The sequence below is a fragment of the Roseovarius autotrophicus genome, assembly GCF_018069895.1.
Classification (GTDB): domain Bacteria; phylum Pseudomonadota; class Alphaproteobacteria; order Rhodobacterales; family Rhodobacteraceae; genus Roseovarius; species Roseovarius autotrophicus.
Genome location: NZ_JAGQDH010000021.1, coordinates 24819 through 39736, shown reverse-complemented (window position 1 = coordinate 39736; position 14918 = coordinate 24819). Strand labels below are relative to the sequence as shown.

The following is a 14918-nucleotide window of genomic DNA, read 5'->3' as shown; positions in this document are numbered from 1 at the left end:
CAGTCACCCGCCAGCTACATGGAGAGCGCGGCTGACTGGCCGCCGCCCGCCACGCGCGCCCCGCAGAAACCCCAGGTGGCCTAGTTTTGCGCCGCCCCGTGGCCCAATTTTACTCCGGCGTTGACATGTTCGCCTACACGCTGTTCAACTGCACGCCGATGGTGCGGGCCGACAGCGACATCCGCACGATCGAGGATCTGGTCGGGCGGCGCGTCATGCCCTCGCCGTCGGGGTCGTCCACCGCGGTCCTGTTCGAGGTGCTGTTCGAGGCCGCCGGCATCCTCGACGGGATCGACTGGACCTATGGCTCCTGGCGCGAGAGCTATGACGCGCTGCGCGCGGGCGCGGTGGACTGCATCCCGTCGCTGCTGACCAACGGGCGCCCGTCGCCGCTCATGACCGAGCTGATGGCGCTGCAGGAGGTCCGCATCCTGCCGATCTCGGAGGAGCTGATGGCGGCCGCGGCCGCGATTAACGGCGGCGCGCGGCCCGGCCTGATCCCGGCCGCGGCGGTGGGCGCCGAGGGCGAGGACATCCTGACCACGTCGTTCTCGGGTGTGCTGGCCGTTGCCCCGGAGGTCACCGAGGAGGTCGCCTATACCGTGATGACCGCGATCTTCGACAACCTCGACGAGGTCCACGCGCTGGGCGTGCAGTTCGCCGACATCGCGCCCGACTTCGGCGCGGCGAACCTGGTGTCCGGATACCCCGTCCACAAGGGCGCCGCGCGGTTCTTCAAGGAACGCGGACTGTGGCAGGACGGCATGGTCGAGGCGGACTGACCCGCCGCGACGACGGACGATCCGCAATCCGCACCGCCGTCGATGACGGCGGTGCACCTCCATCGGGAGCCACCATGCACTCTTGGGCCAAGCGCGCCGCGGGCTATTTCACCACCAGCGAGGGCAACCCCTGGCTGATCCTGCTTGCGGGCATGGTGAGCATCATTTTCGTCTGGGCCCATGTGAACCAGATCTTGACATTTTTCTGGCCGTCGGGGCTGTTCAAGATCGTGCATGTGGGCGGCACGGTCGTGGTGCTGATGCTCGCGGCCGCGGCGATGGCGCGGCGGCTGCCATCGCGGGTGATCCATCTGCTGCTTGCGCTCGTGACCGCCGCCATCATCGGCTATGTCTTTGCCGAATACCGCGCGCTGACGCGGCAACGCTCGTTCCTGCCCAACGACACCGACATGGTCGTGGCGCTCGTGTTCCTGGGCCTTGCGCTCTATGCCTCGATGCGCGAATGGGGCTGGGTGGTTTCGGCCATCGCGGTGGTGGGGCTGCTTTACGGCTATTTCGGCCCGTCGATGCCCGAGGGGTTGCTGTACCACGGCGGGCTGAACCTCAAGCGGCTGATCGGCTACACCTCGATCCCGTATTTCCACGGCCTGCTGGGCGGGCTGTCCGAGCTGTCGGCGGGCACGATCTTTCCGTTCATGCTGTTTGCGGCAGCCTTGCAGGCCACGGGCTGCGTGAGCTTCATCATGCAGCTGGCCTATCGCATCGGCGGGCGCACGCGGGCGGGGCCGGCGCAGATCGCCATCATCTCCTCGGGATTCATGGGGATGGTGTCGGGGTCCAGCGTGGCCAACGTCGCCTCCACCGGGGCGCTGACGATTCCGTTGATGAAGAAGGTGGGCTTCAAGCCCGAATTCGCTGGCGCGGTGGAAAGCGTCGCCTCCACCGCGGGGCAGATCACACCGCCGGTGATGGGGCTGGCTGCGTTCCTGATCGTTGGCATGACCGGCATCCCCTATGGCGAGATCGTGCTGGCGGCGGTGTTCCCGGCGCTGATTTTCTATGTCTACCTGATGTTCGCAGTGCATTTGCGGGCGGTGCGCTTTAACCTCGACGCCACCGCGCAGGTCGAGCTGACCCGCGAGTTCGAAAGCCCCGAGCCGGTCTGGCTGGCCTGCCTGAAGCATCTGCATTTCTTCATCGCCACCGCCTATCTGGTGATCATCCTGATCGTGGTGAACATGCCCGGCCGCGCGGCGCTGCAGGCCACCGCGATCCTGGCGGTGCTCTACATCCTGCGCGAGATGGCGCTGTCGTGGCGCGGGATCGCGGCCATTGCGTCGAACACGCTGCGGCTGGTGTGCTCCATCGCCTATGACGGGGCGCTGCGGGGCGCGCAGGTGGCGGTGGTGGTGGCGGTGATCGGGGTGCTGGTGGATATCCTCGCCGTCACCGGGTTCTCGCAGAAGCTGTCGTTCTTCATGCTGGAGCTGGCGGGCGGCAACTTGGCGCTGCTGCTGGTGGTGGCGGCGTTCGCGTGTCTGGCGTTCGGGCTGGGGCTGCCGACCTCGGCAGCCTATATCCTGGTGGCGTTGCTGGGGGCACCGGCGCTCGTGGAACTGGGCGTGCCGCTGATCGCGGCGCATATGTTCGTGTTCTTCTTCGCCAACATCTCGGCCATCACGCCGCCGGTGGCGATCTGCTGCCTGGTGGCGGCCAAGATCGCGCAGGCGTCGTTCTTCCGCACCAGCTTCATCGCGGTGCGGCTGGGGCTGCCGGGGTTCATCCTACCGTTCATGTTCGTGATCCACCCCGAGATCCTGGGCGTGGACGCCAACATCCTGACGACGGCGTTCGCGGCGCTGCTGGCGCTGATCGGCGTCATCACGCTGAACGTGATCCTGGAGGGGTATCTGCTGCGGCCGCTGTCGATGGTGGAACGGGTGCTGCTGCTGCCGGCGGCGTTTGGACTGCTGTATCCCAGCCTGTGGGCGTCGTTCTTCGGGATCAGCCTGCTGGGGTTGGTGACGGTGCGCCAGTGGTTGCAGCGCCCGGCGATGGCCTGAGTGACCTCAGCGCGCGAACGCAGGGCGCTGGCCGGGGCACACGAGCGCCACGTGCCCCCCGATCGCATCGGGCAGCGCCAGCACCGGCGCGCCCGCCTCCCCTTGCAGCCGGTGCGCGCCACCCGCGCACAGGATCCCGGCCGTGGCCTCAGGATCGGCGGTCCCCAGCGCGTACCCGGCGATCCAGGGACGCGGCCCACCAGTGCCGCCGCCAAGATGCGAGGCATCGGGCGCGAACACCAGCGTGCCGCGGTCCAGCGCCAGCAGGTACCGACCACCCTCCAGCGGCGCGGGCGTGCGGCCCAGGAACCGGCCGTAGCGCGCGGCGGCCTCCGAAGGATCGGAGATGGCGACCAGCGCCGCCTCCAGCGAGACGACGCCGTTGCGGTGGCGCGTCCAGCGGTCCTGCCACACCAGATCCGGGGTGTGGTGCGTCAGAAGCTGGATGCGCCCCTCGGGCATCGTTCCGGGCGACACCCGCACGACCGAGAACCGGCCCAGCGCCTCCTGCCCGTCGGCGGTCTCGATCGACCGGGTCAGGTGGACCACGGGGTTCGGCGCGAAGCCCTCGCGCGCCAGCCGCGCCGTCACCGCTTCGGCGTCCGCGGCGGCCATCGCCAGCAGATGCACCCCGGTATACCGCGCCAGCGCCGCCTCCAGCTGGCGCGCCAGCGCCGTGTCGGAGGCCCGCGTCAGGAATTCCAGATACCCATTGTCCAGCATGGCACAGCGGTTGGCGGTGCCGGAAGGGATATACCCGTCCGGCGTCTGGTTGCGCTGCACCGTGAACGGCGTCAGCGTGAAGCCCAGCCCCTCCAGCACCGTTTCGGCCACCGCCATGTCGGGCAGGAAATGGGCCAGGTGGTCCAGAAAGACCTCGGCGTTTTCGGGGGTCTGGCGCGGATGTGTCATGGTGCGAGCGTAGCAAGCAACGCGCGCCTTGACCACAGGCGTTGGCGCCCGGGTCCGCCGTGCTTGAATACGCCGGGGCGCTGTGAAAACCTGTCCTCCAACGGCCTGCCGCCCGTCGGCGATCGGCCCCCCAGTCATCCGACCCCAATCATCCGAGGATCCTGCCCATGATCACCCTGACCCGACCCGAGGTTGCGGGCACCCGCCATGCCGTATCGGCCGGGCATTACTTGGCCACCGTCGCCGCGCATGACGTGCTGGCCGCGGGCGGCAATGCGGTGGATGCCGGAGTTGCCGCGGGCATCACGCTGGGGGTGGTGCAGCCCGATCTGGTCAATGTGGCCGGGGTGGCGCCGATCATGATCCGGATGGCCGGGATGGAGGTCCCGATCACCATCGACGGGCTGGGCGTGTGGCCCGCCTTGATCCCGCCGAGCCACTTCATGGACCGCCACAACGGCACCATCCCCGACGGGGTGGAGCGGATCGTCGTCCCCGGGGCGCCCGCGGCGTGGCTGGACGCGCTGGCGCGCTTCGGCACGATGTCGTTTCGCGATGTCGCCAATGCGGCCGCGCGCCATGCCCGCGACGGGTTCGCCGTCCACCCGCTGCTGGTGGACACGATCACCGAGTACGAGGACGGCTACCGCGCCTTCCCCTCCAGCGCCGAGGTCTATCTGCCGCACGGCCGCGTGCCCCGAGTGGGCGAGCGGTTCGTACAGAGCGACCTCGCCACCACCTTCGAGCGGCTTTTCGCGGCCGAGCGGACGGCGGACGGCAACCGTGCGGCAGGCCTGCAGGCGGTGCGCGACGCCTTCTATCGCGGCGATCTGGCGGCCGAGATCGTGGACTTCGTGCAGGCCGAGGGTGGCTTCTTGACGCGCGAGGACATGGCCAGCTATCGCTGCCGGATGGAGCCTGCACTGGGGATGGAGACGCTGGGCGGGCAGCTTTTCGTCTGCGGGGCGTGGTGCCAGGGGCCGGTGCTGGCGATGGCGCTGCGCCAGCTGGAGGAGGCCCGGCTGGAGGGGCTGGCCCACAACAGCCCGGACTATATCCACTTGCTGGTGGAGGTCCTCGACAATGCGTTCGCTGACCGCGAATACCATTTCGGCGACCCCGCGTCCGTCGATGTCCCGCTCGAGCGGCTGCTGTCGCCTGACCACGCCCGCGCGCGTCTGGCGCAGATCAACCGGCTATGTGCCCGGGGCGGGATGCCGGGGCGGTTGCTGGAGGGGGACAGCCCCCACGCGCAGGTTCCCGCCGGGGATGACGACCCGCGCCCGGAACCCGACACCTCCTATGTCGCGGTGATCGACGCGGCGGGCAACGCCTTCTCGGCGACGCCCAGCGACGGGTCGTGGTCGGTGCCGGTGGTGCCGGGCACCGGCCTCGTGCCGTCCTCGCGCGGGAGCCAGTCGCGCCCGGATCCGCGCCACCCCTCGGGGGTGTATCCCGGCAAGCGGCCGCGGCTGACGCCGAACCCCGCGATGTTCGCGCGCGACGGAGATGTGATGCCCTTCGGCACGCCGGGCGGGGACGTGCAAAGCCAGGCGATGCTGCAGTTCCTGCTCAACCGTGTGCATTTCGGCATGGGCCTGCAGGAAGCCATCGAGGCGCCGCGTTTTGCCACCTACAATTTCCCCGGCTCGTTCGCGCCGTTCACCCATCATCACGGGCTGGTCAAGCTGGAGCCGGGCATCGCGGACACTACGGCCGAGGCGCTGGCCGCGCAGGGTCACGAGATTTCGCGCTGGCCGGACAACGACTGGCGCGCAGGCGGGCTGTGCGCGGTGCAGTCGGTGGCTGGCGAAGGGCTGATCCTCGGAGGCGCGGATCCCCGCCGGCCGTCCTATGCCATCGCGACCTGAGGGCCGCCCCGTCGGGCCCGTTCGGGTCGCCGTTGCAAGGGACGCCAGCCGCCGGGCCGTCCCGTCCCACAGCCGCCTTGTCACGCACGCCGGGCTTTCACGCAGCATCGGTCGGTGGACCTCGGCCAACGGCATGTGATCGCCCAGGGTTGGTCGAAAGCGTCACCGTGCCCGCATACTCCTCGAAGACGATACCTGCGAAGGGGAAGTTGCGGCGCACATCCTGGCGCAGGGGTTGCGCGCCGGTGGCGGCGTAGAACTTGTAGGCCTCCTCGGTCTTGGGATGCGCGATCAGCTTGTCGAAGAATTCCCGGCTGCCGAGGGGGCATGCACATGCGTCATGCTTTCGTCCAGCAGGTTGTCCTCCATGGCGCGAAGCACCTCGCGGACCCAACCCGGACAGGAAGGCCAGCGCCTTGGCCGGATCGACCATCAAGGGCGTGTTGAAGGCGCGTTGGGCGATCTGGGTGAGAACGGCAATGCAAAAGTTGGCCACGGAAGTGGCGTGATAATCTCGCTGCGGGCAGCGTAAAATGTTGCCACTTTGGCCCTTTCTGTTTGCAGGGAGGGCGGGAGATTTTAGTCGTGGATTTATATTTGAAGGTCCGCCTCGCGCGTCGGGGCGGTATGAGCGAACGAGAGGCCGCCAGCCACTTTGGGATTTCGCGTGCCAGCGTGAAGAAAATGATGATGTTTTCGGTCCCGCCTGGGTATCAGCGAACGGCGCAGATCAAGCGGCCCAAGCTGGACGGGCTCACTGGCTTCATCGACCAATGGATGCAAGACGATCTGAACCGTCCCCGTAAACAGCGCCACACCGCCAAGCGCATCTTTGAACGGCTACGCGACGAGCACCAGTTTCGCGGCGGCTACACGACGGTCAAGAACTATGTCCGCGAACATGGGCGGCGCAGTCGGGAGATGTTTGTGCCGTTGGCACATGCCCTCGGCCACGCCCAGGCGGATTTCGGCGAAGCTATGGTCGTGATCGGCGGGGTGGAGCAAAAGGCGCATTTCTTTGCGCTGGATTTACCATTCAGTGATGCCTGCTTTGTGCGGGCCTATCCAGCAGCAGTCTCCGAGGCCTGGGTCGATGGCCATGTCCACGCCTTTGCCTTCTTTGGCCGTGTCCCGCTGTCGGTTCTCTACGACAACGGCCGATGCCTTGTTGCGAAGATCCTGCCGGACGGTTCGCGCAAGCGGACCAAGCTGTTCAGCGGATTCCTGTCGCATTACTTCATCCATGATCGCTATGGACGTCCGGGAAAAGGCAACGATAAAGGCGCCGTTGAGGGTCTGGTCGGATATGCTCGGCGTAACTTCATGGTGCCCATCCCCCATTTTGCCACGTGGGAAGCCTTCAACCTTTGGCTTGAAGAGCAATGCCGCAAGCGTCAGGCGGATGTCTTGCGCGGCCATAGCGAGAGCATTGGGCAACGTCTGGCCCGTGACCTTGATGCCATGATGGATCTGCCAGCGTCTCAATTTGACGCCTGTGATCAGGCGACTGGCCAAGTGGATTCGCAGTCCTTGGTGCGCTACAAAACCAACGATTACTCTGTTCCCGTCGCCTATGGGCACCGCGATGTGTGGGTGCGTGGCTATGTCGATCAGGTTGTCATTGGCTGTGCTGGCAATGTGATCGCCCGCCACCCCAGATGCTGGGACCGAGAGGATATGGTCTTTGACCCGGTGCATTATCTCCCCCTTTTGGAGCAGAAGGTGGGGGCCCTTGATCAGGCGGCCCCGTTGGTGGAATGGGATCTGCCCGAAGAGTTTGCGACCCTGCGCCGCCTGATGAAAGCCCGGATGATCAAGGCGGGGCGGCGTGAGTATGTGCAGGTCTTGCGGTTGTTGGAGACGTTCGAGATGACAGATCTGCAGGTCGCCGTTAAGAATGCGCTGCGTCTAGGCGCGATTGGGTTTGATGCCGTCAAACACCTCGTGCTGTGCCAGATCGAGAAGCGGCCGCCCAAGCTGGATCTGGATGTCTATCCCTATCTGCCAAAGGCCAATGTCGGCACGACGCCGGCGGCCAGTTATATGTCCCTGATGAAGCGGGGGCAGGCTGCATGAGCGACGCTCCCCAAATCCTTCTGAACCACCGCCTCAAATCGCTGCGGCTGCCGACCGTTCTGCGGGAATACAGCAAGCTGGCCAAGCAAGCCGCGGCTGAGGGACTGGACCATGTGCAATTCCTCGTACGTCTGATCGAACTGGAGATGATTGACCGGGAACGCAGGATGATCGAGCGCAGGATCAAAGCCGCAAAGTTCCCGGCCGTCAAAAGCCTGGACAGCTTCGACTTCAAGGCGATCCCGGCCTTGAACAAGATGCAGGTGCTGGAACTGGCGCGTTGCGAATGGATTGATCGCCGCGAGAATGTCATAGCGCTTGGTCCGTCCGGCACCGGCAAGACCCATGTCGCCTTGGGCCTTGGCCTATCAGCATGCCAGAAAGGCCTGTCCGTTGGATTTGTCACTGCCGCCGCACTCGTCCATGAGCTGATGGAGGCCAGAGACGAACGCAGGCTCTTGCGGCTTCAAAAGCAGATGGTGGGTTACAAGCTGCTCATCATCGACGAGTTGGGCTTTGTGCCACTGAGCAAAACTGGGGCCGAGCTGCTGTTCGAGTTAATCTCCCAACGCTACGAGCGCGGCTCCACGCTGATCACCAGCAACCTGCCATTCGACGAATGGACCGAGACCTTTGGGTCAGAACGCCTGACAGGCGCACTCCTCGACCGCCTGACCCATCACGTCAACATCCTTGAGATGAATGGCGAAAGCTACCGCCTTGGCCAGAGCAAGGCGCGTCAGGCACCCCCAAAAGCCTAAACCCCAATCAGCACAGATTGGCCCTGACAGGCCAAAGCATCCGGGCAACCGCCAGCTATATGACAAGCGCGGCCGCCCGGATGCTGGCGCTCGTCTACACGCTGATTATCCCAACCCCAAAGTGGCAACATTTTGCGCTGCCCTTTGGCCCACTTTTACTCTGCCGTTGACACCAGCTATTTGGCAAGCGCGGCTGACTGGCCGCCGCCACGTGGCGCGCGTTACGCCCAAATCCAATGTGGCCGGGTTTTGCGCCGCCCAATGGCCGGATTTTACTCCGCCGTTGACAATCACATGCCAAGAAGGTCAAAATTTTCCTTGCACAACGGGAGGCATCCACACATGGATTCCCTGGCTTCCGCAAAAGAATCCAGCACGCCACGATCGTGATTCCGCAAGCCTTTGATAATGAGTCGCTTTTTCCAAGATCACCCGGCAGGTGGATTCCGCCTGGATTCCCCGGTGAAACTGCCTGTCGCTAGCGAAATGCCGCGCTCAGCCCCCCCGTATACGGATGGCGCTGGGGAGGAACCATTGGGAGGGGGGCGACGCACCCGGCCCAAAGCCGACGGTCAGCTCAACGCGCGGCATTCTCTGCAGCGGCCACCGGGGCTTGGCGTAGCGATCGCATGCATCCAGCCTCAACGCTTGTTGGGGAGCAAAACCCACTCCTCTTGTGGCTCCCATTTTCACAACGGTTGTCGTCGAGCGATACCACGATGCCGTTTGCCGTAGGTCATGCAATGCAGTTCTACGAGCGCAACGGCCTCATCGGCGGTGTCGGCGCCGTAAACCCGATCGCTCTCGATCTCTGGATAGCGTCTCCTTCCATCAATCCGCTGATCGGCAAGACGACCGCTCCATCCGTCGCACCGTAGTGCGATCAGGAGACGACGATGGATCCAGGCGAGGGCAATTTCGGAAAGGGTGCCAGCTCCGCCGCCGACAGCGATCACGCCATCGGACTGTGCCACGATGAGGTTCCTTGCGTGATCCAGTCCTGTCGGTATGATCAGGTCAGCGGCTTCAGAAACACTGCCGTCATCGGGATCAGTTCCTGGGATCATCCCAATACAGCACCCTGGAACCCAAGCTGCGGAGGTTCTTCCGCCCTGGAGCGCTGCGTGCATCACGCCCCCCATGCCTCCGGTCATCACCGTAAAGCCCCGATCGACAAGCAAACGTCCGATCTGGTGGGCCAACTGCAGACGCACATCGTCGGGTGCAAGATTGGAGTCGCCGATGACCGAGATGACCTTGCGGCGCTGCGAATACTTCATCCAGTGCCCTCCTGTTTGATCATTCGCTGATCGATCAGTCGAGCGATCACATCCTCTCTTGCTTTTGCCCGTGATGGATTCCGCGTGTCGCCGGGTTCGTGAAGGTAGAGCGGCTCACGGATCCAGATTGGCTTCTGGGCGAGTTCGACCATCGGCAGCATGAAGGCCCAGTCTGACGCAAGCTCGACATATGCACCATCTAGACGAAGCAGGTCATCCGGCACACTGTCGAACAGAGATTTCCGAAAACTCCGCAAGTGCTGCCAGACGTTTCCCCCACGATGCCGACGTAGGTCGTCCAGTCGCACGGGATAGTCGGAGCACTTGTCCGTCCTCAGCATCGATCCAACAGTAAGGTCCGCCCCGCTGTCGTATTCCGAGGCCAGTCTATCCAGGACATCTGCACCTATCAGATGATCATCCGCGTCAAGGGTGATGATGATCTGATCTGGCCGGGCACACAGGTATCGGATTGCATGGACGAGGTTTGCCAACTGCCCCGCACGACGACCACGTCGCAGAAAACTGACACTTTGCGCGTGGGGCATCAAGATGTGGGCGATCTCGGAGGAGATGAAGGGCGTCGAGGCATCATCGACAACGATCGCACCCCAGTCGCCCCGGTTCTGCCGAAGGACTGAGTCCCAGCAACGACGGAACCGTTCAGGCAGAACATTGCGGCCGCAGATGACGAACACGAAAGGTTCATTGCGCTCCGGACGTCGCCACTCGGAAAGGGTGCCTGTCCACTCGATGAATCCTTCCTGAACCGCTGGAAAATTGCCGCGTGCGACTGCAAGACGAGCCTCCTCCCACTCGACGAGGTTCTGCTTGCGAAAGTTCGGTGGATGAACACAGAAGTATCCACCTCCGCCACCCCGCCAGGATGTGCCTCGGCCCTCGCGAACCGCTTGGTCAAGTGCGCGATGCCAAGACAACTGAACCGCGTCACGGTCCAGTCGCGTGGGTAAGGGCAGTACCCGACGCATCCGCTGCAAATCGACGAGTCCAAGTCGGCTTTCGACGCGCCAGGGCCCATCGGGTCCCTCGGATGTCCATGCAAGGCCGGTGTTCCGCGCCACAGGAAAGCTTGCCGTAATGGCGTCTGGATGCCTGTCCAGCACGGATGACAGGTCAGCGACGGGATTGCTGGCCGGATCTTTGCGACCAATCATCATGTCCAGATCGGCATGGAGCACGCGCGGCGCGGTGCAAGCTTCAAATCCCGACAAGAGGGCGGCCGTCGCGGCTCCTCCTGCGCTGTGAGCGACTGCTAAATCCAGACCGAACCAGCGGCGGTTGAGGTCTCGCAGCTTGGACGGTTCGGAAGGAGTCTCAACAATCCGGTCAACGTCGCCTGCACTCAGCAGGCGGTGCGCCGCCGCGCGCATGGCCTCAAGGTCCCCCGTCGTATGTTGGCGGGGGAAGCCGACGGTGCGTGTGTCAAGCGCCAAGATAGTCTCTTGAAACGTCTCTACGCCGTCGAGCGCCGACAGCATGTCCTGAACATGTATCTCCAGCGCTTCGGCATCCATGGCGCAGGCCTTGATCAACAAAGACACGGCTGGCACCGGCGCGGGCTCGAGTTCAAGGACCAATAGGTCGGCAACCGTCTCGAACCTCTCGAACTCGGTGCAATGGCGCTCATATCGGCTGACAACTCGTAACCCCGCTCGTGCGAGGTGGCGCCGCAGTTCTGGTTCGCTTCGATGGACCTCATGCAAGATCCGTCCTGTGAGTCTTGACCGCTTCTTCCAAGGCGCGGCGCGGCATCCACAAGGATGTGAGATTGGCTCGCCTTCGGCGACCCGCGTTCTGTGTGCGTAGGCGGGGTGACAAAGCGACAACAGCACCCTTCCTCCGGGTTTCACCGAGGACCGCAGGTCCTTCAAGGCGCAGGCGAGATCATCGTCATCCAGCAGGCAGACGACGCGCCGACAGATCACCAGATCATATGGACCAGCAGAGACCGCTTCGGTTGCCGTGGCAGCCCGATGCACGCCGTGTTCACGCAGACCTTCCAAGCGATGCGAAAGGCTCTCATCGGGATCCCATGCAACAACCTGAGCGCCCGCCTTGGCCATCAGTCTGGCCTGCTTGCCCTTTCCCGCCCCATAATCAAGCACGGACGCTGGCCGGAGCTCCTGTGCTCTCGTCAGGGTAGGGTCCGGTGGTCGACAAACACCCAAGCGTTCGCGGACGGCGCGAACGAGGCCCTCGTGTCCATCAAGCTCAGGCATGTCTACTTCCCGGAGTGACCGACGCATCAGTTCGTCCAGGTCCCCGCGCCACCACCACCGCCAGCAGAGCCACGCGCGGCGACACATGCGACGGAACTCGAGGCCGTCGGCTTCCGGATCATAATTCGGGACCAGATCCGCGCCGTAGTCGATTAGTAGCACTGCATCCCCATCTATCCTCAGGTTCTTGGGATGCAGGTTTCGACAGGCCAGTTTCATGCGGTGAAGATCAGCGAGTAGTTCCACAAGTCCCGGGCCTCGCCCACCCTCCCAAGGATCGGACGGGATGAACGGCATTTCCAGCAGCCAGCCGACGGCAGTGCGCGACATTGCCGAGGGGCGAAGAAGGGTTGTGGACTCTGAACCCTGCGTGATGAGCCGCTCGATGATCGGTGCCGCGCTGGCTGCCTGCTCGGGTCGCCACCGATCGAAAAGCTTCCAAAGCGTCTGCCCATCGGTAAGGGCGACGCCTTCGTCTCCCTGACCCAGCAGGTGCAGCTTCGCCCTGGGGTCAGCGAGTGCAATGACTGCATCCCGGGCGGCACATGCACGTTGTTCACTCAGAAGCCGCGGTATCCGTTCAGACTTTCGAACTCTCTCGGCATGCACAGAAATCCGATCAGGAAGCCCCGACAGAAAAGACCGGATTTCTGTGGGCCCAAGTGCGCGGACCGCACGGTCAATCTCCTGAAACGACTCGTCGGAGAACATCCGAAGCAAGTCCTCGGCTTGGGTTCTGAAGGCCTGTGATTGCGCCGGCGACAGGAAAGCGGATTCACTCAATCCCATAAGCTCGCGCGCGATACCGCGAACTCGATAAAATGAGAGTCGGAGTGCCGCGAGGCGTTCCGCTTCGAATTTTTCAACGCGTAATGTGATCACATCCGGATCTTCGGAGTCCTTCATCGCACTGAAGATCGCGAAGCCGCGAATGTCATCGGCGATACCTGTGTGATCCAGTGCGGTAGGTGCTGGCAGATCTCCCCTGTCATGACGAACCGGAACTGGAACCGAGCCCACCGTCCGTCCACAATGTCTCACCTGAAGCAGCGCCCAGATCATGTCCGACCTTCGGGTGGGACGGCCTCCGACCGTCGGCGACAGGTTTGGAAGATCTGCGAGCGCCTCAGGATCAAAGACAAAGGTGTTTCCGCCACGGTGGAACGCGTCGTTCGCCCTGAACTCGGCCATTTCTTGGGGGTCTGCCAGCAGCGGCCGAAGTGGCGCTTCACCAGCAAGGATCCGCGGAATCATTCCGGCAAGCCGGTTCAATGCCTCGCCGCAGGTCTCGGCAGAGTAGGCGGGCTCCAACGCAAAAGGTGTTTCGAGACGGTCGGTCTCTATTCGGGACAGGTCGTAATAGTAATCGCGTCGACCTTCACGCAGGCGATCGTTACGCGGCTCTGATGCAGGCACGGGCGAATGCGCCGGAAGAGCGGAGAGCCTTCGCAGGTTCCACATCAGATCGACCAGTTGTCCCCTCACCGAAGCGAGAGATGGCAGCGGAGGTGCCCCGGTGTAGCATCCGATGCAGATATCAGCGCCAAGCGCACGCATCTGACTAAGCGACGTTCGCAATGACAGTTGAGTGGGCCGGGCACCTTCGGGCGTGGCGACCAGCGGATACAGCCGCATATCGTCGTCGAGGATCCATATCGCACAGTCCTTGCGTTCGCGAGCCATGTGGTAGAGCGCGGACTGCAGCACGGTTCTTGCGTCGGTTATGGTCAACCGGCCGTCATGATCGTCACTAGCCAGCTGCAGATCGCCCAATAAGATGAGTGATCGGACAGCCGCACGATCAACGACGCTGATCCGCAGCTTCGGGCGAAGCCGCTCGACCAGTCGGGTCAACGCCTCTCCCGAGGAGGTTTCGGGCCGGTTCTCCAGGAGTAGAACATCGAAGGCCTCAAGTTCCTCCTCCTCAATCCTGTTGGCAAGGTCGTCCAGCAGTCGTCCGGCTGAAGGAATTCGGCGGTCGTCCACGATGATCCCAACCACAAGCGATGGCGTGTCGACTTCTGTCAGCGCCTCACAGGCGCGTAGGGACCGGCGGCTTCCCTTTCGAGACTTGGGCTTCCAGCCAAAACGCTCACGAGCCCGTCGGAGATGTTCTCTTCTGGTCCCTTCCGTCATCAAGGGCCCGTGAATGAGGTCGAACATCTGAAGACCGCTCGACTTCTCCGGTGAGCCTGGAAGGGAGAGCCGCTGACGGTCGTCGCAAGCATGATGTTCGACGGTTGCATTGGCCGTGGCGACATAACGCACCTCGGGCCGACGGCTCAGACGTATCAGCAGATCGCGGTCGGTGCATGACGGCAGCGCTTCATTGAAGCCTCCCGCCTCAAGAAGGACATCCAGCCGAACCACGAGGTTGGAGCCCTGGATTCCGGGGTTGCCCGCCATGAATTCATCGGGACAGAGCGAGGTCGGCGGATTTATCTGGCGTGGATCTCGATCCCGCTCGATCCGCAAGAACGGCGCTGCGATGACTTCTGCCCCGGCACGGATGGAGTCTTCAACCTTCGCCAGGTGGTCGGGACTCCAACAATCATCGTCATCCAGAAAAGCGACGAAGACATGTGAAGGATCCGGGACATCTCGAGCGAGATGATCAAGTCCCGTGTTCAACGCACCGGACAGCCCCTTCGTTCGACGGTTCTCCAGAAGCTCCGCGATGGGTGCAGCTTCGGCAAGCTGATCCCGCAGATGCTGATCCTTGCCATCGTCGATGACAACGATACGGTCAGCCATCCTGAACTGCCTGAGAACAGATGGCAGTGAGCGTTGCAGCAGTAGATCGATACGCTTGTGAGTCGCCACCATGGCGACGAGGACACGTGTATGCATTTTCTTCCCCGATGAAAGGATCGTTTTCCGCACCGTCCTCGTGGGGGGAGCATGGCGCCCTTAGGGAACAGTGAGATCTTTCATCGAAGATCCCAACTGGCCGATACGCCACGTCCCGATCA

The 14918-nt window shown here is 63.5% G+C and carries 8 protein-coding genes and 1 pseudogene; 5 read left to right on the top strand and 4 right to left on the bottom strand.

Annotated elements, in window-relative coordinates; all coding sequences use genetic code 11:
- The first annotated feature begins 125 nt into the window (after window positions 1-125).
- A complete protein-coding gene (locus KAK09_RS15590; RefSeq protein ID WP_210879865.1) occupies window positions 126-782 on the top strand; it encodes a TAXI family TRAP transporter solute-binding subunit in 657 nt (218 codons plus the stop codon).
- 74 nt (window positions 783-856) lie between these two features.
- Window positions 857-2806: a TRAP transporter permease gene (locus KAK09_RS15585; RefSeq protein ID WP_210879864.1), complete on the top strand. Its 1950-nt coding sequence runs from the start codon at window positions 857-859 to the stop codon at window positions 2804-2806.
- A 6-nt stretch (window positions 2807-2812) separates the two neighbouring features.
- On the opposite strand, the gene KAK09_RS15580 is transcribed toward KAK09_RS15585, so the two are convergent.
- Complete coding sequence (locus KAK09_RS15580) at window positions 2813-3718, bottom strand: VOC family protein (RefSeq protein WP_210879863.1); 906 nt, start codon at window positions 3716-3718, stop codon at window positions 2813-2815.
- A gap of 167 nt (window positions 3719-3885) precedes the next feature.
- Between KAK09_RS15580 and KAK09_RS15575 the strand changes: the two genes are divergently transcribed.
- Window positions 3886-5589, top strand: a complete 1704-nt coding sequence (locus KAK09_RS15575; protein WP_210879862.1) for a gamma-glutamyltransferase family protein — start codon at window positions 3886-3888, stop codon at window positions 5587-5589.
- 151 nt (window positions 5590-5740) lie between these two features.
- Here KAK09_RS15575 and KAK09_RS15570 read toward each other — a convergent pair.
- Window positions 5741-5985 (bottom strand): annotated as a pseudogene (locus KAK09_RS15570) (major capsid protein); the annotation flags it as partial.
- Window positions 5986-6174: 189 nt separating this feature from the next.
- Between KAK09_RS15570 and istA the strand changes: the two are divergent.
- Both istA and istB read left to right on the top strand, forming a co-directional pair.
- Window positions 6175-7665, top strand: a complete 1491-nt coding sequence (gene istA, locus KAK09_RS15565; RefSeq protein WP_210879861.1) for an IS21 family transposase — start codon at window positions 6175-6177, stop codon at window positions 7663-7665.
- A complete protein-coding gene (gene istB, locus KAK09_RS15560; RefSeq protein ID WP_210879860.1) occupies window positions 7662-8426 on the top strand; it encodes an IS21-like element helper ATPase IstB in 765 nt (254 codons plus the stop codon). Before istA ends, istB begins: the two co-directional genes overlap by 4 nt.
- A gap of 689 nt (window positions 8427-9115) precedes the next feature.
- Here the strand turns inward: istB and KAK09_RS15555 are convergent.
- Both KAK09_RS15555 and KAK09_RS19035 read right to left on the bottom strand, forming a co-directional pair.
- Window positions 9116-9706: an SLOG cluster 4 domain-containing protein gene (locus KAK09_RS15555; RefSeq protein WP_210879859.1), complete on the bottom strand. Its 591-nt coding sequence runs from the start codon at window positions 9704-9706 to the stop codon at window positions 9116-9118.
- Complete coding sequence (locus KAK09_RS19035) at window positions 9703-14772, bottom strand: glycosyltransferase (RefSeq protein ID WP_272491277.1); 5070 nt, start codon at window positions 14770-14772, stop codon at window positions 9703-9705. The genes KAK09_RS15555 and KAK09_RS19035 overlap by 4 nt, the downstream gene beginning before the upstream one ends.
- Window positions 14773-14918 lie beyond the last annotated feature (146 nt).

Bases quoted from the DNA above. Each gene is read 5' to 3' on its own strand.
- KAK09_RS15590 (WP_210879865.1), top strand. From the start codon at position 126: ATGTTCGCCTACACGCTGTTCAACTGCACGCCGATGGTGCGGGCCGAC.
- KAK09_RS15585 (WP_210879864.1), top strand. From the start codon at position 857: ATGCACTCTTGGGCCAAGCGCGCCGCGGGCTATTTCACCACCAGCGAG.
- KAK09_RS15580 (WP_210879863.1), bottom strand. From the start codon at position 3,718: ATGACACATCCGCGCCAGACCCCCGAAAACGCCGAGGTCTTTCTGGAC.
- KAK09_RS15575 (WP_210879862.1), top strand. From the start codon at position 3,886: ATGATCACCCTGACCCGACCCGAGGTTGCGGGCACCCGCCATGCCGTA.
- istB (WP_210879860.1), top strand. From the start codon at position 7,662: ATGAGCGACGCTCCCCAAATCCTTCTGAACCACCGCCTCAAATCGCTG.
- KAK09_RS15555 (WP_210879859.1), bottom strand. From the start codon at position 9,706: ATGAAGTATTCGCAGCGCCGCAAGGTCATCTCGGTCATCGGCGACTCC.
- KAK09_RS19035 (WP_272491277.1), bottom strand. From the start codon at position 14,772: ATGGTGGCGACTCACAAGCGTATCGATCTACTGCTGCAACGCTCACTG.